Source organism: Clostridium sp. M62/1 (assembly GCF_020736365.1).
In the GTDB taxonomy this organism is placed as follows: domain Bacteria; phylum Bacillota; class Clostridia; order Lachnospirales; family Lachnospiraceae; genus Otoolea; species Otoolea saccharolyticum_A.
Genome location: NZ_CP085988.1, coordinates 1,637,871 through 1,663,094, shown reverse-complemented (window position 1 = coordinate 1,663,094; position 25,224 = coordinate 1,637,871). Strand labels below are relative to the sequence as shown.

The 25,224-nt window shown below is 52.4% G+C and carries 19 protein-coding genes; 4 read left to right on the top strand and 15 right to left on the bottom strand.

Features of this window, described 5'->3' with window-relative positions:
- Window positions 1–187 precede the first annotated feature (187 nt).
- Window positions 188–640: a hypothetical protein gene (locus tag LK436_RS07900; protein ID WP_008395758.1), complete on the top strand. Its 453-nt coding sequence runs from the start codon at window positions 188–190 to the stop codon at window positions 638–640.
- Between the two features lie 144 nt (window positions 641–784).
- Here LK436_RS07900 and LK436_RS07895 read toward each other — a convergent pair whose 3' ends face one another.
- The 10 genes from LK436_RS07895 to LK436_RS07850 form a co-directional block, all read right to left on the bottom strand.
- Window positions 785–2,167 (bottom strand): sodium-dependent transporter, encoded by a 1,383-nt coding sequence (locus tag LK436_RS07895; RefSeq protein WP_008395759.1) that lies wholly within the window; start codon window positions 2,165–2,167, stop codon window positions 785–787.
- Between the two features lie 158 nt (window positions 2,168–2,325).
- Window positions 2,326–4,284, bottom strand: a complete 1,959-nt coding sequence (locus tag LK436_RS07890; RefSeq protein ID WP_008395762.1) for a fructose-bisphosphatase class III — start codon at window positions 4,282–4,284, stop codon at window positions 2,326–2,328.
- Window positions 4,285–4,594: 310 nt separating this feature from the next.
- Window positions 4,595–6,997 (bottom strand): ribonucleoside triphosphate reductase, encoded by a 2,403-nt coding sequence (locus LK436_RS07885; RefSeq protein WP_021966124.1) that lies wholly within the window; start codon window positions 6,995–6,997, stop codon window positions 4,595–4,597.
- 253 nt (window positions 6,998–7,250) lie between these two features.
- Window positions 7,251–8,504 carry a GTPase HflX gene (hflX, locus tag LK436_RS07880; protein WP_008395766.1) on the bottom strand — a complete coding sequence of 418 codons (1,254 nt, stop codon included), beginning with the start codon at window positions 8,502–8,504 and terminating at the stop codon, window positions 7,251–7,253.
- Window positions 8,505–8,661: 157 nt separating this feature from the next.
- Complete coding sequence (locus LK436_RS07875) at window positions 8,662–9,636, bottom strand: tetratricopeptide repeat protein (protein ID WP_008395767.1); 975 nt, start codon at window positions 9,634–9,636, stop codon at window positions 8,662–8,664.
- Window positions 9,637–9,668: 32 nt separating this feature from the next.
- Window positions 9,669–10,100, bottom strand: coding sequence for a dUTP diphosphatase (locus LK436_RS07870; protein WP_008395769.1), 432 nt, complete (start codon window positions 10,098–10,100; stop codon window positions 9,669–9,671).
- 400 nt (window positions 10,101–10,500) lie between these two features.
- Window positions 10,501–10,992 carry an anaerobic ribonucleoside-triphosphate reductase activating protein gene (gene nrdG / locus LK436_RS07865; RefSeq protein WP_008395770.1) on the bottom strand — a complete coding sequence of 164 codons (492 nt, stop codon included), beginning with the start codon at window positions 10,990–10,992 and terminating at the stop codon, window positions 10,501–10,503.
- A gap of 96 nt (window positions 10,993–11,088) precedes the next feature.
- Window positions 11,089–13,221 carry an anaerobic ribonucleoside-triphosphate reductase gene (gene nrdD / locus LK436_RS07860; protein WP_008395772.1) on the bottom strand — a complete coding sequence of 711 codons (2,133 nt, stop codon included), beginning with the start codon at window positions 13,219–13,221 and terminating at the stop codon, window positions 11,089–11,091.
- Between the two features lie 449 nt (window positions 13,222–13,670).
- Window positions 13,671–14,363, bottom strand: coding sequence for an SMC-Scp complex subunit ScpB (gene scpB / locus LK436_RS07855; protein WP_008395777.1), 693 nt, complete (start codon window positions 14,361–14,363; stop codon window positions 13,671–13,673).
- Window positions 14,364–14,475: 112 nt separating this feature from the next.
- Window positions 14,476–15,276: a segregation and condensation protein A gene (locus LK436_RS07850; protein ID WP_008395779.1), complete on the bottom strand. Its 801-nt coding sequence runs from the start codon at window positions 15,274–15,276 to the stop codon at window positions 14,476–14,478.
- Window positions 15,277–15,729: 453 nt separating this feature from the next.
- Here LK436_RS07850 and LK436_RS07845 point away from each other — a divergent pair, with 453 nt between their 5' ends.
- Genes LK436_RS07845 through sdaAA form a run of 3 tightly spaced genes read left to right on the top strand, consistent with a single transcriptional unit; the run spans window position 15,730 to window position 18,521 of the window.
- The gene (locus tag LK436_RS07845; RefSeq protein WP_008395784.1) at window positions 15,730–16,941 is read left to right on the top strand and encodes a dicarboxylate/amino acid:cation symporter; all 1,212 of its coding nucleotides are present in this window, start codon (window positions 15,730–15,732) and stop codon (window positions 16,939–16,941) included.
- Between the two features lie 19 nt (window positions 16,942–16,960).
- Entirely contained in the window at window positions 16,961–17,632 is a 672-nt protein-coding gene (sdaAB, locus tag LK436_RS07840; RefSeq protein ID WP_008395790.1) for an L-serine ammonia-lyase, iron-sulfur-dependent subunit beta, read from the top strand.
- Between the two features lie 16 nt (window positions 17,633–17,648).
- Complete coding sequence (gene sdaAA, locus LK436_RS07835; protein ID WP_008395791.1) at window positions 17,649–18,521, top strand: L-serine ammonia-lyase, iron-sulfur-dependent, subunit alpha; 873 nt, start codon at window positions 17,649–17,651, stop codon at window positions 18,519–18,521.
- Between the two features lie 276 nt (window positions 18,522–18,797).
- Here the strand turns inward: sdaAA and LK436_RS07830 are convergent, their stop codons facing one another.
- The 5 genes from LK436_RS07830 to LK436_RS07810 form a co-directional block, all read right to left on the bottom strand.
- On the bottom strand, window positions 18,798–19,667 hold the full coding sequence (locus tag LK436_RS07830) for a metallophosphoesterase (RefSeq protein ID WP_008395792.1): 870 nt from the start codon (window positions 19,665–19,667) through the stop codon (window positions 18,798–18,800).
- 68 nt (window positions 19,668–19,735) lie between these two features.
- On the bottom strand, window positions 19,736–20,356 hold the full coding sequence (rbr, locus tag LK436_RS07825; protein WP_008395793.1) for a rubrerythrin: 621 nt from the start codon (window positions 20,354–20,356) through the stop codon (window positions 19,736–19,738).
- Between the two features lie 177 nt (window positions 20,357–20,533).
- A complete protein-coding gene (locus LK436_RS07820; RefSeq protein ID WP_008395794.1) occupies window positions 20,534–22,543 on the bottom strand; it encodes a GGDEF domain-containing phosphodiesterase in 2,010 nt (669 codons plus the stop codon).
- A gap of 296 nt (window positions 22,544–22,839) precedes the next feature.
- A complete protein-coding gene (locus LK436_RS07815; RefSeq protein WP_008395796.1) occupies window positions 22,840–23,541 on the bottom strand; it encodes an L-ribulose-5-phosphate 4-epimerase in 702 nt (233 codons plus the stop codon).
- A gap of 25 nt (window positions 23,542–23,566) precedes the next feature.
- Entirely contained in the window at window positions 23,567–25,174 is a 1,608-nt protein-coding gene (locus LK436_RS07810; protein ID WP_044930636.1) for a xylulokinase, read from the bottom strand.
- Window positions 25,175–25,224 lie beyond the last annotated feature (50 nt).

The window sequence follows — 25,224 nt, the reverse complement described above, 5'->3', positions numbered from 1 at the left end:
TTGCAGATACCATTTTAGTCCGATTTCGGATTAAAGTCAAGCCCTTTCAGAAGCCTTAACACTTCTTTTTCACGGAGGCCTCTTTTTTCGCCAGTCATTCCCACTCCCTCCCTCCTCACAGCTATTCCCTGTCATAAATCCCTATGCTCCCAAATACACTGTAATAAACAAAATCGGGGGGCTTTCTATGAGCTCTAAAACAAAAATCGTGGTGCTCCGCATGAAGGAAATTATCTATACGGCCATATTTATCGGCCTTGGCATCATCCTCATCACTCTGTTCTTTATTATGTTCCGTCCAAAAGAGGAATCCAGTGCCGTCTCCTCCAGCCAGGCAGAGGCCGGCACAGTTTCCTACACCCCCGGCATCTACCGGACTTCTCTCGTACTTGGAAGTCAGACTGTGGATCTGGAGGTGGCGGTGGACTCCGATCACATCAATTCCATTGCCCTCTCGCCCCTGAGCGATTCCGTGGAAACCATGTACCCTCTCATGGCTCCGGCACTGGAACAGCTCTCAGAACAGATCTGCTCTTCCCAGTCCCTGGAAAACCTTACATACCCGGAGGGGACACAGTATACCTCGGCTGCCCTAGTGCAGGCCATTGAAGCCTGCCTTTCAAAAGCGTCCGCCCGGTAGCGGACTTTACATCCGGCAAATTCCTTCATCATCTCTCTGTGTCGAGGCGTACCAATAAATGAAAAGCGCCCCTGCCGGGAACTCAGATACAGTTCCCGGCAGGGGCGCTTTTCCTCTGCCTCAGCAGTCCGGTTATTTTTTATTTTAATTCATAAACATCGGTGCAAACTTTGACCAGTAGCCCTGAACAAAGATAACCAGCACGATAATCGGGATTCCGTAGGAAACGTAAACTCTCGCCCACGCCGGGAATTTGATTCCCTTTCCCTCATCCGCCTCAGCCAGAAAGTTTTTAAAGCCCCAGCCGTAACGGCTTGTGCAGAATAAAAGATATACAAGGCTTCCCAGAGGAAGCAGGTTATTGCTGACAATGAAATCCTCCAGATCCATGATGGTGGATCCCGGTCCAAACGGTGCAACTGCACTCAGCACATTAAAGCCCAGAGCACAGGGGAGGGAGAGGATAATCACAACCACCAGATTCACTGCGACTGCCTTCTTTACGGAGCAGCCTGTCAGGTCGGTGGCGAAGGATACGATATTCTGGAATACGGCGATTACCGTGGAGCCTGCCGCAAATGCCATGAATACGAAAAACAGGCTTCCCCAGAACCTTCCGCCGGACATATTGTTGAACACATTGGGAAGGGTCACAAAGATCAGGGACGGTCCCTGCCCAGCCTCGATATTGTAGGCAAAGCAGGCCGGGAATATAATCAGTCCAGCCATAAATGCCACGCAGGTGTCCAGAATAAGGACACTGATAGCCTCTCCTGTCAGACGTCTCTCTTTCCCTATGTAGCTTCCGAAGATCGCCAGAGCTCCGATTCCGATGCTCAGCGTAAAGAAGGACTGTCCCAGAGCGGCGAACACCACCTCTCCGAGTCCCGCATCCTTAATCTTCTGGAAATCCGGCTTCAGGTAAAACTCAAGGCCTGGGCCGCTGTTTTCCATCATGACAGAGTTAGCCGCCAGGACAATCATCAGGAGCAGGAGCACAACCATCATAATCTTGGTAATCTTCTCAACTCCCGCCTGAAGGCCCATTGCGCAGATGGCAAAGCAGACCACAACCACCAGTACCATAAATCCCACGTTGATAGACGGACTCGCCATCACGGCATTAAACTGTTCAGACACTCCGGCCGGATCAAGACCGGCAAAGTCTCCCTTTGCCATCTTCACAAAGTAGTATACCAGCCAGCCGGCAACGGTTGTATAAAACATCATTAAGATGTAGTTTCCAGCCATGGCAAACCACTTCTCAATATGCCATTTGCTCCCTTTCGGCTCTAAAACGTCAAAAGACAGAGCCACGCTCTTCTGGCTGGCACGTCCCACAGCAAACTCCATGACAATGATGGGAAGGCCCAGAAGAAGCAGGAAAGCCACATAAATCAGCACAAAAGCTGCTCCGCCGTACTGTCCCACGATATAGGGAAATCTCCAGACATTTCCCAGGCCAATGGCGCAGCCTGCGGAGATCAGGATAAATCCCAGGCGAGACGAAAATTTTTCTCTTTCCATTCCACTTTCTCCTTTATAAATATACCTATTTCTTGACAGTTTACTACATATTTGCATAAAACACAAGGTAAAATGATACATTAATGCGTTAAAATGATAAAAATGGCAGAAAAAAATGGTATGTTAAGAGCCGGCATCCCAAAATTACGAACAGGATGCTATCCGGTAAACTTTTCTGCTATGGCTCCGCTGTAATAAGCCTCCAGAAGCCTCTCCAAATCCTTTATCTTTTCCCTCAGCTCCTGACCTGTGTCCGTATCTCCCACCCGCTTTCTTCTGGCAACCCATTTAACCACCGTGCTGTCTGAATGTATATCGCTCTCATTTTCGATGGCCGCTTCTGTGGATTCGAAGGGTCTGTGCGCCGCCAGAATCAGTCCGTAGGAATTATAAATCAGCGTATACCCGGCAATTCCCGTCTCCTTCTGGTAGGCTCTGGAAAATCCCCCGTCGATGATCAGCAGTTTTCCGCCGCATTTAATAGGGCTTTCCCCATCCTTTGACTTGACCGGCACATGTCCGTTGATAATATGCGCCCCCTCCGGCTCAAGCCCGAATTCCCGGAGGATCCGGTCAACGACCTCCTCGTTTTCCAGAAACTTGTAATAGGGGTTTTTCACCTCCCGGTGCGTTTCCTTTTCTGCCAGAAAATACCGCTCAAAGGTGGCCATCTTATCCTTCCCGAACAGAGGAGAATTCTCGCTGAGCCAGATATACCACATCAGATCCCGGCCCTTTTCGCGCTCCTCCTCATCCACAGCCACAAAGCCCTTGCGGACATAATTGTCCAGAACGTCGTAGAGCGCCCGGCCTTTATAGCGCCTTCCGTAAATTTCCACCTCCTTCAGCGTACCGTCCTCATTGAGAGGTACGCAGCCGTGGTATAGCAGATTGTTATTGTATACTTTATACAGGCTTCCGTTGGCAAGCAGGAATTTCATATGCTTCTGCAGTTTCTCGCATCCCATAAAAGCCTTGGCAAGGCGATCCATAATGTCCGCCTCCTGCTCTGTAAACCGGCAGGGATCTGCCGGATCGATGGTGGGAAAGTTCGTGTCGAGAAGGGGATAGTCTTTCCCGTCCAGAAAGATCGTTCCTTTTTCATAGTCAATCTGCTGAAGCAGATTTCTGTGCCCCAGGCCGAACTCAGGATGGCGCCTGATCGCCTGTCCCTCCGCTTTAAACTGAATGACGGAGATCGCCTTGTGCATTTTCAGGTTCAGCTCCAGCTCCGGCTGCTCATATGTATTCGTTCCCTTCAGTGCAAAACAGGAACAGGGATCGTCTCCGTAGGTGTTCAGGGCAAAGTTCGCCAGAGGAAGCAGGTTAATGCCGTACCCATCCTCCAGAATGTCGAGATTCCCATACCTTGCACAGATGCGGATCACATTTGCAATGCAGCAGAGCTGCCCTGCTGCCGCCCCCATCCACAGCACATCGTGGTTTCCCCACTGTACGTCCACAGAGTGATAGGCCATCAGCTTGTCCATAATGATATGCGGTCCCGGTCCCCTGTCAAAGATATCCCCGACAATGTGCAGGTGATCCACGGTCAGACGCTGAATCAGCTCACAGAGCGCCGCAATAAACTGACCTGCCCTCCCCACGCGGATAATCGTCTGCACAATGGCCCCATAGTAGGATTCCTTGTCTGCCAGATCCCCTCTCTCTGTGATCAGCTCCTCCATCACATAGGCAAACTCCCTGGGGAGAGCCTTTCGCACCTTGGAGCGCGTATACTTGCTGGACGCCCTGCGGCATACCTCAATCAGCCGGTAAAGGGTAATCTTATACCAGTCTTCCGGATTTTCCTCCTTTTTCAGAATCCGCTCCATCTTTTCCCACGGATAGTAGATCAGCGTTGCCAGCGCCTGCTTGTCCTGACGGCTCAGGGTATTTCCGAACACATCGTCAATCTTTCTCTTCACTGAGCCGGAACCGTTTTTCAGCACATGGGAAAAGGCCTCATACTCCCCGTGCACGTCCGTCAGAAAGTGCTCTGTCCCCTTGGGAAGGTTTAATATGGCTTCCAGGTTGATCACCTCTGTGGATGCTGCCGCAATCGTCGGGTACAGCTCCGAAAGCCGTTCCAGATACTTCTCTTCCAGGTTCTTCATAATCTCCTCCTAATACTGGGCAGTTTTTAATTTAATGAAAAATTTTCCTGCATTTCCTAGTCTTGTCTATGATTTTAGCATAATATGGAGAATATTTACAGTTTTATCTGGATTTTGTGAAAATAATAACTCGAAATGATTCCTGAACCCCAGACTTTCCCTCCCTGCCCTCCTGTCCCGGCTCTTTCAGAACGTGGCCGCCGCAGCTTCGGGAGAGGGGCGCTCACGGAAAAAACGGCGCCGCAGCCTCCTTCTTTCGAAGCTGCGGCGCCGTTTTCGCCTGCTGTCAGTCTGATTCTCCTGTCAGACTCTACCTGTGTTCCTCGGCAAACTTCCTGATATTGGACGCATTGACGAATTTCTTTATCTCCCCGTCCTTTCCCACGAGAACCAGTGTGGGAGCCTGCATAATCCCGAACTGATCGGACATGTCAGGATTCTCCTCCGCATCGACTACCGTATACTCGGTTCCCTTTAAAAATTCCTTTGCCATCCGGCAGTTGGGACATGTTTTAGTGGTAAACAGGTAAGCGCCTGCCCTGGCAGCCACACCCTTTCTGGCTGTATCTGCGGGCTCCTCCCTGGCAGATTCATGCTTCTCCTCCAGGCCGATGGAAAACTCCTTTCCGTTTTTCATCCTGGAATGGCCCATACTGTAGGTCTTTCTGTCCTTATACTCCTGGGATTTTCCTTCATTCCAGTTCTGTACCGGGCGGTAGTAGCCGGTAATGCGGCTGTATACCTCCGCCTTCTCACCGCAGACAGGGCAGGTAAAGTGCTCTCCGATCAGATAACCATGCTCTCTGCAGATCGAGTAGGTCGGCGACAGGGTGTAGTAGGGCAGCCGGTAATTCTCCGCAATGGTGCGTACCAGTTTGGCCGCAGACCTCCAGTCCGGCAGCTTCTCTCCCAGGAAGGCATGGAATACGGTTCCCGAGGTGTAAAGAGTCTGCAGCTCGTCCTGAATATCCAGGGCATCAAAGACATCGTCCGTGTATCCCACAGGAAGGTGAGAGCTGTTTGTATAGTACGGCGTTTCTCCCGGCGCTCCGGCTGTGATGATGTCAGGATACCGCTCTCTGTCATGCTTTGCCAGCCTGTAGGAGGTGGACTCGGCCGGAGTTGCCTCCAGGTTGTAGAGATCCCCGTATAATTCCTGATAATCGGAGAGTCTTTCCCTCATGTGGTTCAGCACGTTCTTTGTAAATTCCTGAGTCTCCCTGTGGGTCAGATCCTTGCGAATCCATCTGGCATTGAGGCCCGCCTCATTCATTCCCACCAGACCGATGGTGGAGAAATGGTTTTCAAAGGTTCCCAGGTACCGTTTTGTATAGGGGTACAGCCCGTTGTCCAGAAGCCTTGTGATCACCTCTCTCTTTGTCTTCAGGGAACGGGCCGCCACATCCATCATGTGATCCAGGCGGTGGTAAAAATCGTCCTCATCCACTGCCAGATAAGCGATTCTCGGCATATTGATCGTCACTACGCCTACTGAGCCGGTACTCTCTCCCGAGCCGAAGAAGCCGCCGGTCTTCTTTCTCAGCTCCCTTAAATCCAGTCTCAGGCGGCAGCACATACTTCTGACATCGCTGGGCTGCATGTCGCTGTTAATATAGTTTGAAAAATACGGGGTTCCGTATTTGGATGTCATCTCAAAGAGAAGGCGGTTGTTTTCTGTATCGGACCAGTCAAACTCCTTGGTGATGGAGTAGGTCGGGATCGGATACTGGAAGCCGCGTCCGTTGGCATCTCCCTCGATCATGGTCTCAATAAAGGCCTTGTTGATCATATCCATCTCGTGCTTGCAGTCCTTATATTTGAAATCCATCTCCTTTCCGCCCACGATGGCATTCATCTCAGCCATATCGTCCGGAACGGTCCAGTCCAGGGTAATGTTGGAGAACGGCGCCTGGGTTCCCCAGCGGCTTGGCGTGTTGACGCCGTAGATAAAAGATTCAATGCACTTTTTGACTGCGTCATAGGAGAGATTGTCCACCTTTACAAACGGAGCCAGATACGTGTCAAAGGAGGAGAATGCCTGTGCTCCTGCCCACTCGTTCTGCATAATTCCCAGGAAGTTTACCATCTGGTTGCAGAGAACGGAAAGGTGCCTGGCCGGCGATGAGGTGATCTTTCCCGTGATGCCCCCAAGTCCTTCCAGGAGGAGCTGCTTTAAGGACCAGCCTGCGCAGTAGCCTGTCAGCATAGACAGATCGTGCAGATGGATATCGGCGTTTCTGTGAGCCTCTGCCACCTCGTGATCGTAGATCTCTGACAGCCAGTAGTTGGCTGTGACAGCGCCTGAATTGCTCAGGATCAGCCCTCCCACGGAATAGGTGACGGTGGAATTTTCCTTCACCCGCCAGTCCTCCACCTTCACATAGCTGTTCACCACATCCTTATAGTCCAGGATGGTCGCCTTCATGTTCCTGATTTTTTCTCTCTGCTTTCTATATAAAATGTAAGCCTTCGCAACCTCTGTGTATCCGGTCTGCTCCAGCACATGCTCCACGCTGTCCTGTATCTCCTCCACGCTGATCTTTCCGTTTTTCAGCTTGGGCTGAAAATCAGCGGTCACGCGAAGAGACAAAAGCTCCAGAATCTCCTGGCTGTACTCATTGCTGGTGGCCTTGAACGCCTTTTTGATGGCATTCGTTATCTTCGCCAGATTGAAGTCAGCTATCTCTCCGTCACGTTTAATCACATTTATCATACTGCCTTCTCCTTTCCAAAAACCCGTCAAGAGGGTACAGACTCCATTATAGCAAAAGACAGAAGAAAGCACAATATCTATGAAAATGTTTTTAATAAAAACAAGATATTGTGCTTTTTCGTCTGTTTTTCTCTCTATTTTTTGTATATCCGTGCGCTCTGCCCTTCCGGCAGTCTCTGTCCCCGCCTCCTGATTTCTCTTCTCTTTGCGCCTGTGGGCCCGTATGTCAAAGGGGTCCGGGGCGGCGTTTTTCTCAGCCCTGCAGAATGCTTCCGTAAATCTCAGCCGGCACATACGCCTTCACTGCGATTCCCTCTTCTGTATACTCTTCCGACAGAAGCTCTCCGTACCTGCGGATGGACTGGATTTTTCCAGCCCGGGCGTAGGGGAACACCTTTTCCAGATACACCTTGCGGCTGCGGAGAATGCCCTCCAGTGTCTCCAGAAGGGCCGGAATGCCTTCTCCTGTCTTTGCCGAGATCTTCACCTGGAAGTCCGAGCGGAAATCCCTGAGGATCACATCCCCTGTCAGGCGGTCCATCTTATTAAACACCGTGATCACCGTCTTATCCGTGATTTCCAGCTGCCTCAGTGTCTCATACACAATGTGGATCTGAGTCTCCATCTGGGGATTGGATACATCCACCACATGCAGGATAATGTCGCTGTAGCGCGCCTCCTCAAGAGTGCTCTTAAAGGCCTCTATCAGGTGATGGGGCAGCTTTCTGATAAAGCCCACCGTATCTGTCAGAAGGATTTTCTGCCCGCTGGGAAGCTCCAGTGTCCTCGTGGTGGGATCGAGGGTGGCAAACAGCATGTCCTGGGCCAGAATCCCCGCGTCTGTCAGATAGTTTAACAGGGTGGATTTTCCCGCGTTGGTGTAGCCCACGATGGCGGCCGATACGGTACAGTTTCGATCCCTCTGCTGCCTTGCCACCTCCCTGTGGCGCTTCACATTCTCAAGCTCTGATTTGAGCTGCCCGATTCTCTCGTGGATCAGACGGCGGTCCACCTCCAGCTTTTTCTCTCCCGGTCCCCTGGTTCCGATTCCTCCGCCAAGCCTGGAAAGAGAATTTCTCAGTCCCACCAGTCTGGCAGCCCGGTAGCGAAGCTGGGCAAGCTCTACCTGGATTTTTCCCTCCCGCGTCACCGCGTGGGACGCGAAAATATCCAGGATAACCATGGTTCTGTCCATCACCTTTATCTGAAGGGCATCCTCCAGGTTGCGAAGCTGAGCCGGGCTCAGCTCATCGTCGCAGACAATGCCTGTGGCGTGAAGCTCTGCTGCCCGCCCCCTCACCTCCTCGATCTTTCCCTTGCCCAGATAGGTTCCCGGGTGTACCCGCTCCCTGTTCTGGATGATCCGGTCAATGGCCGTGGCTCCGGCTGTCTTTACAAGCTCTGCCAGCTCATCCACCGACTCCTCCGTGTCATCCCCGTCGTCTGTGCTGACTGCTACCAGAATGACACGCTCTGCCTCTTCCCTCATATCATAAAGCTCTGCCATAAATCAAATACTCCATTCTGCTGCCCGGAGGACAGCCTGTCCCTCGTCTTCCTGTCCTGAGCTTTTATTTTCCTGGCTCAGGTCTTTTTTATGCCCAGCCTTTCTTAGACCAATCCTTCTCAGGCTTTCTTGTGCCTGGCCTTTCCTGTCCCAGGGGTTACCGGCTCTCCAGGAAGGTGATCTCTTTTTCTATCTCAGGAGTGGAGCCATAAACGGAAACCCAGTCTCTTAAAAGCTCCAGGGCCTTTTCAAAATTTCCCTTGTACTCGTAAGCAGCGGCTTCGTTATACTTTAAATCTGGCATTTTCACCTCGTCATTCAGTGTCATTCCCGTTTCAAAGTAAGAGATGGCTTCGTCATACCGTCCCGCTGCCATCATGCACAGGCCCATCCGGTTATAGAGATCGGCCGTGAGGCCTGAGTCAGCCGCGCTCTCATAAAAATCCATGGCTTCCTCATACCGGCCCTGATCCTCGTATGCCTTTCCGATGGCTGACAAGGCCAGAGAGCGGCCTGCCTGGGCCTCAGGTGAGAGAGCGGCTTCCCTGATTGACTTCTGCTTCGGCGCAGAAAAATCGCCGGAAGTCTCCGTCTCTTCCTGGCTGCTTCCTGCCTGGGCCGCTTCCGTCTGGTCCTCTTCCGTCTGAGGGCTGTCTGTTTCCCGGTCTGTCTCCTGAGCTGACTCCTCCTCGCTGCCCTCTTTCCCCCTGTCCGGGTCACTTTCCCCGGCGCCTGAGGTATCTCCCAGAGCGCTTTCGTAGGCTTTAACTGCCCCGTCCAGGTTTCCCGCCATGGCTTCGGAAGCAGCCTGATAGTAGAAGTACTCCGGCTTTCCGTCATCCACATCCGCCAAAATCCCATAGGTATGGGCCGCTGCCGTGAAATCCTCTGTCATATACTCAGCCTCTGCCCTGTATTTTAACACATCCAGCTCAAATTCATTTACGATCCCGTCCGCCTCGTCTAAAGCCAGGTCAAAGGAGGCGATAGCCTCCTCATAATTTCCCTGATTCATCTGCTCGATCCCCGCAAGCCTGGCATCCCTGGCGGCCTTTGAGTCCTGGCAGCCGGACATCATAAGAACTGTTGCCGACACGGCAAATATCCAGCCGATCCGTCTTTGAACTCTCATCTGCCCCTCACCTTCCGAAGCCTTCAGGCTTCTTAATTCTTCCCTGTGCTTCCGTGTCCGCCTCTGTTCTCATTGCCCAGGGTTTCTGTTTCCTCGAAGGCAAAGGCAGGCTGATGCTCCATAATACGGAACTGGCAGATCCGGTCATTGACATGGATCACCGTATCCCTCAGCGCATAGGCCGGGAAAAACCACTGGTCCTGATCTCCGCAGTAGGTTTCATCGATGACACCCATATGATTCGTCTGGATCACACCGAAATTTTTGAAGGTGCTGCTCCTGGGCACCACATGGGCCTCGTAGCCCTTTGGAAGCTCCATGGCCACTCCGAGGGGGATCAGGGCAAACTCACCGGCTTTCAGCTCCACATCTTCTGAAGCCCGCAGATCAATCCAGTCGGATTTTCCGTCTATATAACACAGTTTATCAATTTTGTCCGTAAAATATTTAATTCTGATTTTCATCTGTTTTCCTGGTTCCTCTCTTTCATCTCCATTGGTTCTGATTTCCCTGCTATTTTACCATTCCGCCGGGAGAATGTCACGGGTTTTTGGAGACAAAAAATCAGCCCCTTGCCATCCGCTTTGCCGTGTGATACGGCTTCGTTCCTCTCTCACAATCCAGGAAAAGCCAGGTCATATCACGCGGTTTCTGATATGCACTGGCTTTTTTCTGCATTTTTCTCTATATTTTCTGCCTGTCCTCCGTCTGTGTTCCCTCTCAGAACTTACCTTCCGCCTGCTGATGCTGCCTGAGCTTCAGCCCGTCCTGAAAGGCGTTTCCTGCCTTCTCTCTTCTCTTTTCCCTCTTAATCGGCTGCCTGTCAAATCTGTCTCTGCCGGCCGCCCCGAAATTTATATACCCCTACTGGCAGTGAAGCACAACCTCTCCGCTCTCCAGAGATTTCTTCACGTCGATCACCCTCTGGTTTGAGCTTCCCCGCCAGTACAGATCCTCGTTCTTCAGCTCCTCCAGGAACCTTCCGTCCACCAGGACATCGGCGAATGCAAGATAAGGCAGCTCTCTCACCTGCTCCCAGTCGTAGCCTGTGTAGAGCCAGATAGTCTTATCCGGAAATCTCTCCCTGATCTCTTCCATCAGCCTGCCGATTTCCTCCCGGTTGCCCGGGTGGAGGGGATCTCCCCCGCTTAAGGTCACACCGGAAATATAGGGTTTCTCAAGCTCTGCAAACAGCTCTGCCTTAGCCTCCCTGTCAAAAGGCAGTCCGCCCTCGATATCCCAGGTCACCGGATTGTGGCAGCCCTTGCAGCCATGGCAGCAGCCCGCCACCCAGAGCACCACGCGAAGCCCGTCTCCGTTTAACATGTCATCCTTCGTTATATTGTGATAGCGCATATCATCTGTCCTCTATCTTTTTTCCTTTATCTATCCGTTCTCGTCCGCTTTCCCGAAGACCCCGAAAACTTCGGGGCCTTCAGAACCGATCTGCCTTTACATGGATTTTCGCTCGGCAATCTCCGCCATCTTCGCATCGTTGAGCCTTGTATCGCCTTTTACGCGGGAATAGCTCAGGTAGCCGTTCATCCTGTCAATCTTTGTGAGGTTCCTGCTGCCGCACTTGGGGCATACGTCCATGTTTAACTCCTCATGGCCGCAGTCATCGCAGTAGGACAGGGACAGGTTGACGCCCTCGTAAAAGCCCATCTTCATAGCCCTGCGCACCAGGGTGCGGATGGCATCTGTGTTGTAGGCAATCGGATATTTCACATACTGGATCTTTCCGCCGTTTGACAGCTCCCAGAAACGGTACTCCAGATCCTGCTTCTGAATCGGGGTAATGTCCTCCGTCACATGGCAGTGGAAACCGTTGCTCACATACTCCCTGTCGGACACATTCTCGATAATTCCGTATTTCTTTCTGAACTGCTTTACCTGTAAGCCGCACAGATTCTCAGCAGGAGTTGCGTAGATGGCATAGAGGTTTCCGTCCTCCTTCTTGAACTGGTTCACCTTGTCATTAATGTGCCGGAGCACCTCCAGGGCAAACTGTCCGTCCTCCACCAGTGACTTTCCGTTGTAAAGCTCCTGAAGCTCGTTGAAGGCAGTAATGCCGAAGGACGCCGTTGCTGTCTTTAACAGAGGCTTGATTTTGTCGTGAAGGCCCAGGTGTCCGCCGTAGAAGCCGCCCTCGCAGTAGGCCAGCGGGTTCGTGGAGGCGCGCATCTCGCCCAGGTAAGCATAGGTGCGGATGTGGATCTTTCGGATCAGCTCCAGATAGTAGTCTAACACCTCATAGAAATCGCGGCTCTCCTGCCTTGCCTTGGCGAGAATCATCGGAAGGTGGAGGCTCACGACGCCAATGTTAAAGCGTCCCACAAAGCGGGGCACGTCGTTCTCGTCCGCCGGCTCCATGCCGCCTCTCTCATACCAGGGAGAGAGGAAGGCGCGGCAGCCCATGGGGGAGATAATCTTTCCATATTTTTTGTACATGCCGGCAATATAGCCCTCGCCGGTCAGGGACAGCCAATCGGGATACATGGTCTTGGAGGAACAGCGGATTCCCGCCTCAAATACGTCCTCCAGCTCCTTTCCCGGTCCGTGCAGGTTTTCATCGTAGAGGAACACCAGCTTCGGGAACAGCACCGGCTTTTTGTGGCCTTCCTTTCCCTGTCCCTTTCTTCTCACGTCCAGCATGGTGATGGTGGCCATCTTCGCAAAGCGGCTCCTTCCGGTTCCCGCTGTCATGGTAATAAACGGATAGTCTCCGCGGCTGGAGGAAACGGAGTTGAACTTATACTCCCAGCCCTGGAATCCCTGCTCCATATCCCTCTGAACATCAGCCCAGGCCACCTCCTCGGCCTTCTTCTCATTAAGCCCGAGCCCCGTATATTTTTCAATGTATTTTGCATAGGATTTCTCCGCATAGGGCGCCAGAATCTCCTCCACGCTGGGAACCGTAAAGCCTCCGTACTGCTGGCTGGCGGCGCTCAGGACAATATCTCCGATGACGTCGAAGGCCACATCAAGGGTCTTTGGCTCATTGTACCAGAGGTTTCCCATCTCGAATCCCCCTGTCAGCACGCTCTTTACGTCGAAGAGGCAGCAGTTCATCGTATCTCTGCGGGCAGACATATCATGGATGTAGAGATAACCGTCGCGGCAGGCCTGAAGCTCCTCCACCGTCATGAAAAATTTCTTATAGAGCTCCTTATTCAGCTCGTTAAAAATCAGGCTTCTCTTTGTGGATACCAGGGCGCTGTCTGTGTTGGAATTTTCCTTGTCGCCGATATACATGATAGACTGGCTCTTCTTGTAAACCTCATCCAGCATCTGCACAAAGTCCTGCTTATAGTTGCGGTAATCCCGGTAGCTCTTGGCCACGAGAGGGTTGACCCTCTCAAGAGCTCCCTCCACCAGATTGTGCATCTGGGCGATGGGAATCTCAGCAGTCCCAAGAGCCTCTGCCTTCTCCTCCACAAACTGACAGATAAAGTTGAGCTCCGCCTGTGAGAACTGGATCATGGCCCTCTCGGCGGACTTGTTCACTGCCACTACCACCTTCTGGACATTAAAATCCTCCCTGGTTCCGTCCTTCTTTATCACTTTTATCTCGCTGCACTTCATTTCCCTTTACCTCCTTGATATCCTGCTCCTGTGCTGCCTTTTCATAGAATACAAAAGCCGGACACGGCCCGGCTGTCAGCACAATATATTGTATACAATAAACTATATTTAGTCGTATTTATCACTTCAAACACAATATCCTGTGTCATACCTGAACCCTATCGTATCATCTGCCCTATAGGAAGTCAAGAGCCATTTTCCCTCAAAAAATGCTTGACAGGCCGTAAAGCCTTATCCTGTGCGGAAGAAACCAGAAAAACTTTTTTCTGTATACATGCAGGGCTAATCTTTCCTGCCCAGAAGCCAGATGGAAACAGTCTGCAAAACCCGGCACATCCCTGCCCGCTTTCATCGGCACAGGTATAGCTTTCAGCGCAAAAAAACAGAAACGAGACGAACGCCCTGCCTGTCAGGGGCGTCCAGACTGTTTCCGAATTTTCGCCAGCTCTCTATTCCTGCTCCTGTTTTTTCCCTTCGCCTTCTCCTTCGGTTTCTCCCTCTTCCGCTTTCCCATCCTCCTTCTCTGATGCCGCTGCCGTCTCCAGCACAGCCTGCAGCTCCTCCGGGTTCATGGACAGCTCCTCCTCCACCTCCAGCTTGAACTCGTCAAGCTGCTGGGGATCAATCACCGGCAGCTCCTCCATGCTTCCCACACCGAACCTGCGCAGAAACTCCTCCGTAGTGGCAAACAGTGCCGGCCGCCCCGGGGCGTCCAGACGTCCCACCTCATAGACAAGGTTGTACTCGATAAGGCGGTTCACCGCGTGATCCGACTTCACTCCCCGGATCTGCTCAATCTCAATCTTTGTGATCGGCTGTTTATAGGCGATAATGGACAGTGTCTCCAGAACCACGTCTGACAGCACCTGCTTTTTGGGCGCCTTTGCCACGCGGATCAGATTCTCATAATACTCAGCCCTGGTACACATCTGATAGCTGCCTGAAAGCTCGATGATGCGAAGCCCCCTCTTCTCCCTGTCATACCGCCTGGAAAGCTCCGACACCGCCTCTTTTGCCTCCTCCTCGCTTTTTCCGATGGCAGCGGCAAGCTGCCTAAGCTCCACCGATTTTCCCATGGTAAAGAGAACCGCCTCCACTATGGCCTCTTCCCTTTTTAATTCTGCTCCCTCTCTTTTATCCATCGCTTATCTCCCGTTTCTATGCCTCCTGCTTTTATGGCGCCTGTCCCTGGCCGGCAGACTCCCTGGCTGCTGCCGCCCTTCCTGCACCCGGTGCCCCGAATTTTCTCCGTATTCAGCTTTCAGAGCCTGAGCCCTCCTCCCGGAAGTTCTCCGGCGCCTCTTCTTCCTCAGGCTCCAGCGCCTCTATGTACATATCATCGTCTATGGATGCCTGTGACAGGCGGATTCTCCCGACCTTCATCAGTTCCAGCACTGCCAGAAAGGAAACGACGATCTCCATCCTGTCCCTGGAGTATTCCAGCATCTGCCTGAAACTGAACCTCCTGTTTTTTCTGGCATAGGACAGTACGAAGGTGAGCTTCTCTTCCAGACTTACCGGCTCTTTTTTTATGGTTCCAAAGCTGCTTCTCACCGGGTCTCTCCTGTTGTCACCCCTGCGGAGCACAGACTCGAATATCTCCTGGAGCTTTGCCAGAGTCAGGCCGTCCAGAAGGCTGTCCAGATCCACCGGCTCCTCATATTTTGCCACTTCCTCCGGAATCGTAGGCCCTTTAAACAGAAGGCGCTCCGCCCCCTCTTCCATCTCCTCCAGCTCTCTGGCCATAAACTTATACATCTTGTATTCCAGCAGGCGTCTCACCAGCTCAGCCCTCGGATCCTCCCCTTCCCGCTCCGGCTTTTCCTCCTTAGGAAGCAGCATCCTTGCCTTAATGTCAAGCAGCGTAGCCGCCATCACCAGAAACTCGCTGACTAAGTCCAGATCTCTGATATCCATGTGGTTCACATAGTCTAAATACTGTTCTGTGATCGTCACAATCGGAATATCGTAAATGCTTACCTTATTTTTTTCGATCAGATGCAAAAGCAGATCGAGAGGTCCCTCGAAATGCTCCAGCTTGTAAGAAATTCCCATATTCTCTGTCCCCTGTGCGCTTTCACACCGTCATCCGTTCCGTTTCATAAAATCTCAGAAAATCTCAGTATAGCAGATTTTCCATTCAAAGTAAACCTGCGTCACAGATCCTGCCATACCTCAGCTGCAGAAGCTGCAGAAATTTCTGCCCTGATAGGGCGTCCATAAGCCTCTGCCCGGATTCATCCCGGCAGGTTCAGCTAACCGTTCCGGCTCCTCCCGGACGATTTCCCTTCAGTATTAAATTTCAGCATTAATTTTACAGTATTAATTTTTTTCAACAAATCTATATATTTTATGAATTTGAATAATGTATACTAATTATGATACAATAGTCCCACAAAGACGTCAATCGTACTCCTGCCAGACAGCTGTACAAAGGCGGCTTTGGGAGAGCATTTGCTGAAGCCCTCTCTTCCTTCTCATACCAATACAAAGGAGAATTTTGTACTTATGGAAAAGAAAAAGAAAAAGCTGGGCCTAGTTCCTAGGCTGATTATTGCCATTATTCTCGGTATTCTGATTGGTCAGTTCCTGCCGGAGCCGGTCTGCCGTGCCGTGGTTACCGCCTCCGGTATTTTCAGTACCTTTTTGAAATTTGTCATCCCCCTTATGATCCTGGCCTACGTTACCATGGGAATCGCAGATCTGTCCCAGGGTGCCGGAAAGCTGCTTCTCATAACTGTTGCCATTGCCTACGCTTCCACCCTTGCGGCAGGCTCCTGCTCCTATCTGGTTGCAAGGAGTCTGTTTCCGCACTTTATGAGCGAGGGCGCCATGGCGCAGATTGCCGCCACATCCGGCGTTTCCCTTGAACCCTACTTCAGCATCTCCATTATCCCCTTAATGGACACGCTTTCTGCCGTAGTTTTTGCCTTTATGCTGGGGCTTTGCCTGTCCGCCATGCGCGGAAGGGAGATCAGCGACACCCTCTACAACGGCATGAAGGACTTCTCCGGCATTATCGACAGGGGGCTGCACACGGCCATCATTCCCTTCCTTCCCCTCTATATCTGCGGAACCTTTGTGGATATGACACGTTCCGGAAAGACCTTCGCCATTCTCGGCATACTCTGGAAGGTATTCCTGGTTGTAATTGTCATGCACCTGATCTGCATTGCCGTGCAGTTCACCCTGGCAGGAGTTATCAGTCACAAGAATCCTGTCACCCTGATCAGGAACCAGATTCCAGGCTACACCACAGCCCTGGGAACCCAGTCCTCCGCGGCCACCATCCCGGTCAATCTGGAATGCGCCAGGGCTGACGGCATCTGCGAGCAGATCCGCAATTTCGTCGTTCCCCTCTGCGCCAATATCCACATGGCAGGCTCCATGATCACCATCACAGCCTGCGCCACTGCCGTCTGTCTGATGAATCAGTTTCCCATCAGCCTGTCCACCGTCATCCCCTTTATCATGACTCTGGGCATCGCGATGGTAGCATCACCGGGCGCTCCGGGCGGTTCTATTATGACTGCCCTGCCGTTTCTCTACATGATCTTCGGCACCGCAGCCGGCGATCCGGACGGCCCTATCTGCGCCATCATGGTTGCCCTCTACATTACACAGGACTCCTTCGGAACAGCCTGCAATGTATCCGGCGACAACGCCATCGGCGTGATTGTAGACACCATCTATCATAAATTTATCGAAAAAAACGCTTAAAGAAGGGAGCTGAATTTCTATGGCTTTTATCAGTGTATTTGACGTTCTGGGGCCCAACATGATCGGCCCTTCCAGCTCACACACAGCCGGAGCTGCCTCCATCGCCCTCCTGGCCCGGAAGATGATGCCGGGCGGCTCCTTAAAACAGGTGGACTTCACCCTGTATGGCTCCTTTGCCAAAACTTACCGGGGTCACGGCACCGACCGGGCGCTTCTCGGCGGAATCATGGGCTTTCACACAGATGACAAGAGGATTCCCGACTCCTTCTCCATCGCCGCCGACCGGGGACTTTTATATACCTTCACCCCAGACGAGACAGAAACAGAGATCCATCCCAATACCGTCGACATCCGCATGACCAGTGACTCAGGCCGTGTGATGACGGTGCGCGGCGAATCTCTGGGCGGCGGAAAGGTCCGCATCACGCGTATCAATCAGGTGGAGGTGGATTTCTCAGGCGAATACAACACGCTGATCGTAATTCAGCGGGACAGGCAGGGAGTCATCGCCCATATCACCGACTGCCTCAACCGGGCCAATATCAATATCGCCTTCCTGAAGCTCTTTCGTGAATCCAAAGGGAGCACCGCCTACAGCATTGTGGAATTTGACGGCATCCTCCCTGAAGGCATCCCGGACCGGATCAAGGAAAATCCCGATGTGAAAGATGTCATGCTGATACAACTGTAAGGGAGGAAGGAAAATCATGGATTTTAAGAATGGAAAAGAACTGCTGAAATTGTGCCAGACACACCGTCTCCCTATCTCTGAGGTGATGAAGCTAAGAGAGTGCGAACTGGGGGAAACCACCGACGAACTTATCTGTGCTCGCATGAAGCGGGTGCTGGAAATTATGAAAGAGGCTGCTTTCTCTCCCATCCTCTCCCCTAAGAAGTCCATGGGGGGCCTTATCGGCGGGGAAGCCAGACTTTTGAGTGAACACCGGGCAAAGGGAGAGAATATCGGAGGCGGCGTGCTGGACCGGGGCATCGCCTACGCCATGGCTGTTCTGGAGGTCAACGCTTCCATGGGCCTCATCGTGGCAGCTCCCACGGCAGGCTCCTCAGGCATTGTCCCAGGCCTCTTACTGGCCTTAAAGGAGGAATATCACATCTGCGATGACAGAATCGTTGACGTGCTGTTCAATGCCGGTGCCGTGGGCTACCTGGCCATGCGCAACGCTACCGTAGCAGGGGCTGTAGGCGGATGTCAGGCCGAGGTCGGCGTTGCGTCGGCCATGGCTGCCTCCGCCGCAGTGGAACTGATGGGAGGCTCCCCATCTCAGTGTCTGGATGCTGCCTCCACAGTTCTCATGAATATGCTGGGCCTTGTCTGCGATCCTATCAGCGGCCTGGTGGAATGTCCCTGCCAGGGGCGGAATGCAGCCGGAGTCGCAAACGCCCTGGTAGCCGCGGAACTGGCCCTCAGCCATGTGCGCCAGCTTATCCCCTTTGACGAGATGCTGGAAGTGATGTACAGCGTGGGAAGACGCCTTCCCCCGGAGCTGCGGGAGACAGCCATGGGAGGCTGCGCCACCGCCCCCTCCGCCTGCGGCCTCTGCGGCAAATGTTCGCCGTAATTGAATTTATCCACAAAAAAGTGTGCGCCTTGGCGCACACTCGCGCCGAGCGCGGTTGCCTTCAGGCAATTTTTACCTTGCGCGCGAGTGCGCATCAACGTCATTTTTGTTCAATAGGAAATGAAATTTCCTATTGAACAAGAAAGAATCCTGCTTCGCAGGATTCTCCGCCTGCGGAGCGTTTTAATATAACAGGGAACGAAGTTTCCTGTTATATTAAAAAGGGAGAAGATTTTCTGTCACAGCGAAATCACAGAAAATCTTCTCCCTTTCTCTCTATCTGCCCTTCTTCAGCCTGATATGCACCAGCTGAGGCCTGTTGTTCAGCCTGATATTAATCGAGTGGGTCCCCAGTCCCCTGCTTACGATCATCGTCTTTTTCTCTCTGTCAAACTGTCCCGCACACCACGGCAGAAAAAACTGATACTGAGGCGTCATAACGCCTCCCAGAAAGGGGAGGCGTATCGTGCCGCCGTGGAAATGGCCGCAGAGCGTCAGATCGGCTCCCCACCTGCGGCAGCAGTCAAAAAACAGCGGAGAGTGAAGCATCAGAATCTGAAATCTTTCCCTGTCAGCCTTCCCCACATGGCGTTCCAGCTCCCCTTCCTCCATCTGAGGCACTGTAAAGCGGTGGCGGTAATAGCGCTCTTTCATGTTGCAGCCTGTGATTCTCACATCCTCCCCCAGGCAGGCCGAGCAGTCTGACAGATAGATGACTCCTGCCTGCTCAAGGGCCTCCCGAAACCGGTCGTAGCTGTTTCCGTAATGTTCTCTCTCCCGGTTCATCCTCTCCTCATGGTTGCCGTTTGCATAGTATACGGGATACTTTGACGCCAGCCTCTCCACCAGGTTCAGGCAGACCGCAAGATCCAGCTTTCCCTTTTTGCACACCATCATATCTCCGCCGATCAGCACGGCATCCGGACGAATCCTGTCAATTGCCCTGAGAAGCCTTTCGTTTTCCTCCCCGAACTCATTACTATGTAGGTCGGAGAGAAACACAAGGTTCCTCTCCGGCGTTTTTAGCTTATCAGACGAAATCTCAAACGTTTCCGTGACAAAATGACGCTTTTCGTATTCTGATCGGGCAAAAGAGGCCGCCGCCGCTGCAGACAGAGCTGCTGCCGCTGTCCTGAATAAATCCATAATTCCTCCAATCTCTGAATGCCTGGCCTGGCTTTCTGCACTTTCTTTGTCTTTTATCCTGCTGCCTTCTAAAGGTTCTTCCAGGGCTTATAGGCCCCGGCATAGGGGGTAAGCTCCATGCGGATAAACCAGCCCTGTTCATGCTCGCAGACCGGACAGTATTTCGGCGCAAAGGTTCCGTGATACACATAGCCGCAGTTTAAGCACACCCAGCCCGTCTCCACCTCAGAGGCAAAGAGCTGGCCCCTCTCCAGAAGGCCTGCAAACAGATCAAACCGGTCACCGTGGGTTTTCTCTATGTCTGCCACCATGTGGAATACCTGTCCCACCCGGTCAAAGCCTTCATCCAGGGCAATATCCCCGAACTGCTTGTAGACATTCTCATATTCCTCAAATTCATTGTGTCTGGCGGCTTTCAGCAGATCCAGCGTGCGGTCGTAGGTATCCACCGGATAGCCGCCGTCAATGTGTATGGTATCTCCTGTCATCTCCTGTAAAAATTTGTAAAACAGTTCTGCGTGTTCCTTCTCCTGATTGGCTGTAAACTGGAATACCGCCTGGATGACGGGAAAGCCCTCCTTTTTTGCCGCTGATGCCGCAAAGGTATAGCGGTTTCTTGCCTGGCTCTCACCTGCAAAGGCCCTCATCAGATTTTTTGCCGTCTCGCTGGTCTTTAAAATCGGTTCCATGCAAATCCCTCCTGAATCTTGATATCAGATATTTCCGGCCTCCTCGCCGGGTATCCGTGTGTTCTGACGGCAGGCGCGTTCTGCCTTCCGCTGTTTCTATCTTTTCCAGAATCAGGGATTTCTATTCCAGCACCGCTTAGCTGGGCTGCAGATATCCATCTATGGTTTCTGTTACCCTCAGGCGCCTGAAATCTTTGTCAGAAGCTCTTGTGTGTTCAGCGGACGATAAAAGTAGTAGCCCTGTACATAATCAGCCTTCATTCTCTTAACAATTCCAAGCTCTGTCTCCGTCTCCACCCCTTCCACGCATACCTTCTTATCTGCTCTGTGACATGCGAGGACAATACTTTTCACCAGCTCTCTGCTGGTTCTCGACTGAGCTATCTCTCTCATTATCTCCCGATCCAGCTTTACCAGATCCACCGGATAGCGCAGCAGCATCTGAAGGTTAGAATATCCTTTCCCAAAATCATCCAGAGCCAGCTTCATCCCCATAGTTCTGCATTCTTTGACCAGCCTCTCCAGATGCTCAGGAGCCTCATCAAAATGTGTCTCTGTCAGTTCCAGGATTAAATTTTTGCCGGAAACTCCATATCTTGACAGCGTTTCCTTCATAAAAGGAAGAAAACTGCTGTCAGTAATCTGAAGATAGCTCACATTAAACGACACAGTAAAATCAGGACGCTCTTTCATAAAGCTGCGACAGGCCAGAACAGCCTGTTCAAAAACCCACTTTCCAAAGGCCAGAATCTGCTTATTCTCCTCCATCAGCATAATAAAGCATTCCGGTGAAACAGCTGTCCCCCTGCACTCCCAGCGGCTCAGGATCTCTCCTCCCTTGATTCTCCCTGTCTCTCCCTCTACAATAGGCTGAATCACTACCCGGAACCCCTTGAACTGATCTCTGACATTCCGGCACAGCTCCAGAGACATCTCTGTCTCTTTCTGACGCTTTTCCAGCATATCCCACGAAAACCGCAGGACTCCCTGTTCGGGATTCCGTTTTGCATAGTAGATGCAGGTCATCACCCTCTCGATCAGTTCCATTCCGCTTCTCCCGTCTTCCGGACAGCGCAGCATACCCAGAGCACAGGGATTTTTCATCTCGATTCCTTTTTTCCGGTAGCACTCCTGAATACACTGGCGGATAATGCCGGATATTCTCACATCTGGCACCTGGCCGGGACAAACTGCAAGGAAACGGACTCCGTCCATCCGGTACAGCTCAAATCCGTAAAGTCTTTCCCGAAGCTGTGCGCAGATTTGTCTGAGGAGCCTGTCTGCCTCCATACGTCCCAGAGAGTCATTGATCACGGAAAAGCGGCTGAGTCCAATGCCGAACACCGTCGCCTGCTCTTTTTCCTCGCTCAGAGCGGTAAGTCTTCTGACAGCTGCCGGGTAACGCAGGAGACCTGTCACAGAATCCGCTGAGAACTCGTCTTCCAAATCTGTCATGCAGCCCGAGAAAAACAGAGGTCTGTCCCCGTCCCACTTGATAATTCCCCAGCAGCACATCCATCGGATTCTTTTGTCCATTCCCTGAAATCTCAGACGCTGGCTGTAAAATTCCCGTCTTTCCTCCATCACACTTAAAAGTCCCCGCTTATAGTTCTCCCGATCTTTCTCGTAGACAAACGGCTCTGCCTGCCTGAACAGCTGATGAACCAGGTTGGAAGAAAGCCCTAACTCCTCTCTTAACTTATCTGAGACATAGTAGACATCCTCCTGCACATCGCCGAAGAAAACATATACCGGCATTTCACGAGCTGACACTGAATGAAAAAACATTTCTGTATCAAAATAATATTTTCTGAGAAAGCGTCCGAAAGAAGACTGATACTCATGCAGTTCCTCCTCCCTGCATTCACTGGCAGTCTGGATTCTGAACCTCTCTCCTCCCACCTCAAAAAAGCCGCTTCTTACAGCATAAACAAGCCCGTCCACCATATTTTTCCAGAGTTTTTCATCAGGCCCTCCATCCGGCGTCTCCTCCTGCCCGCAGGCTGTAATAAGTCCGTCAAGGTTCTGCAGTGTCTCTGAACGGAAGTCTTTCCCAAGCTCCTCCAGGGAACGAAATCCCAGCATCCTCAGGCCATGGGGATTCATGTATACAATCTCCTGAGTGTCTGCATTTAAGATACAAACTATATCTCTCATCCGGTCATATATGTGCCATAGTTTTTTCATCTTTTATCTCCTGTATAATCCCCCTGCAGCGGTCTTTTCACACCTGTTCTGCGTAAAACTCCATGTTTCTTTAACGGCTGACACATTTCTCCTGCCTCCTGCAGGCTCCGTCTCCCATCCTTTTGCTATTACCAAATTTTACTGGAAGGGCTCCTGGTTGTCAATGCTTCTTTCCCCTTTCACCTTGTACTCAAAAAAAGACAGAGTCCTTCTGCTTCCAAAACGGCTGCAGAAGGACTCTGCCCTTTTCTCTGTGAATTTAAGCTGCTTTTCTCTGTTTCAGTCCCGGAATCTGCCTACTTCTTCTCCTGTCCATAGTAGGCGCCGGGCCCGTGCTTTCTGAAGTAATGTTTATCCTGAAGGTAGGCCGGCGCCTCCTTCACCTCAGGATTCAGCCATTCCGTGCGGGCGGCCATCCTGGCCACCTCCTCAAGCACTGCCGCATTGTGGACTGCCATGTGAGGATTCTCTCCCCAGGCAAAGGGGCCGTGACATCTGCACAGGACGCAGGGAACTGCCCGGTAGTCAATTCCTTCCTTCTCAAACAGATCTCCGATCACAATTCCCGTATTCTTCTCGTAGTCCTCATCCAGCTCCTCTTTTGTAAGGCATCTGGCACAGGGGACATCCCTGTAAATATAATCTGCATGGGTAGTTCCGTAGCAGGGGATGCTCCTGCCTGCCTGGGCCCAGGAGGTTGCCCACGGACTGTGTGTGTGAACGATCCCTCCGATGTCCGGAAAACGGCGGTACAGAACCATGTGCGTCTTCGTGTCCGACGAGGGATTCAGCTCTCCCTCCACCTTCTCTCCATCCAGGCTCATGACCACCATGTCCTCCGGCGTCAGCTTCTCATACTCCACTCCCGACGGCTTTAGGACAAACAGTCCCTTCTCCCTGTCGATTCCCGATACATTTCCCCAGGTAAATGTCACAAGGCCCAGCCTCGGAAGCTCCATATTGGCCTCATATACCTGTTTTTTCAGTTCCTCCAGCATAATCCTGCTCCTTTTCCTGCTGCTGTTACCCGCGCACAGCCTCCACAGCCGCTCTCTCTGCTGCGAGACCTGCCCGGTACCGCTTCATATACGCCTGAAATCCCTTCACATCTGCCTCGTCCGGCTCTATGGTGGTCGCCCTGGTATCTGCGAACACCCGTCTTTCCAGATATTCTTCCAGAGACTCTCCCTTCCCCTCAGTCATGTAGGAAGCCAGAAGAGCCATCCCCCAGGGGCCTCCCTCTCCTGCCGTCTCCATGACGGAGACAGGTGTCATGGCAGCTGCGGCCATTATCCTCTGGCCTACCCCAGCCGTCTTAAACAGACCTCCATGGCCCATCAGGCGGTCCAGCTTCACGTCCTCCTCCTCTGTGAGAAGATCCATGCCGATCTTTAAGGTGGCCAGGGAGCTGTACAGATGGCTCCTCATGAAGTTGGCCAGGTGGAAGCGGCTGTCCGGCAGACGGAAAAACATGGGACGGCCTTCAGTAAAGTCTGTAATCGGCTCTCCGGAAAGATAGCCGCAGGCAAACAGACCGCCGCAGTCTGCATCCCCCTTCAGGGCCTCCCTGTAAAGGCTTCCATAGAGCTTATCCGGCTCCGTGGGGAATCCCATAAGCTCGGCAAACTCCCCAAACAGGCCGACCCAGGCGTTCAAATCCGAGGTGCAGTTATTGCAGTGCACCATCGCCACCGGCCTGCCCGTAGGTGTCGTCACCATATCGATCTCCGGGTGCACCTTTTTCAGCTCCTGCTCCAGGACAATCATGGAAAATACAGATGTCCCCGCCGATACATTTCCCGTTCTCTCAGCCACACTGTTGGTAGCCGTCATGCCGGTTCCGGCATCTCCCTCAGGAGGACAAAGCCTGACTCCCGCTTTCAGCACACCGGCAGGGTCCAGAAGAGCGGCGCCCTCCCTGGTGAGAGTTCCCGCCTCCTCTCCTGCCGGGAGCACCTTCGGAAGAATCCCTGGAAGGGACCACCGGTATCCCATCTCCTCCCTGAGAGCTTCAAATTTTTCCATCATCTCCCGGCTGTAGGTTCCCGTTTTGCTGTCTATAGGGAACATGCCGGAGGCATCACCTACGCCCAGCACCTTCTCCCCGGTGAGGCGCCAGTGAATATACCCTGCCAGGGTTGTCAGAAAGGACAGCCTGCCCAGGTGCTCTTCCCCATTCAGCATGGCCTGATACAGATGGGCGATGCTCCATCTCTGGGGAATGTTGTAGGAAAAGAGCTTCGTCAGCTTCTCTGCCGCCTCCCCGGTCATGGTATTTCTCCAGGTCCTGAAGGGCACGAGAAGGTTTCCGTCCTCCCCGAAGGCCATATAGCCGTGCATCATGGCGCTGATTCCCAGGGAACCCACGTTTTCCAGCTCTGTTCCGTAGGTTTCCCTCACATTCCGGGCCAGATCCCTGTAACAGGACTGAAGCCCCGCGATAATTTCCTCCTCCGGATAAGTCCAGATTCCGTTTTCCAGCCGATTTTCCCAGCTGTGGCTTCCCTGGGCCGCCGGGGCCAGGGAGCTGTCTGTGAGAACTGCCTTGATTCTCGTCGAGCCAAACTCAATTCCCAGAGCTGTTCTCCCTGCCCTTATATCCTCTCTGATTTCCTCTATACTTCGGCTCATTGTCTCCACCTCTTTCCAGCCGGCCTCTGCCTGGCCTTTCCCTGTTTGCC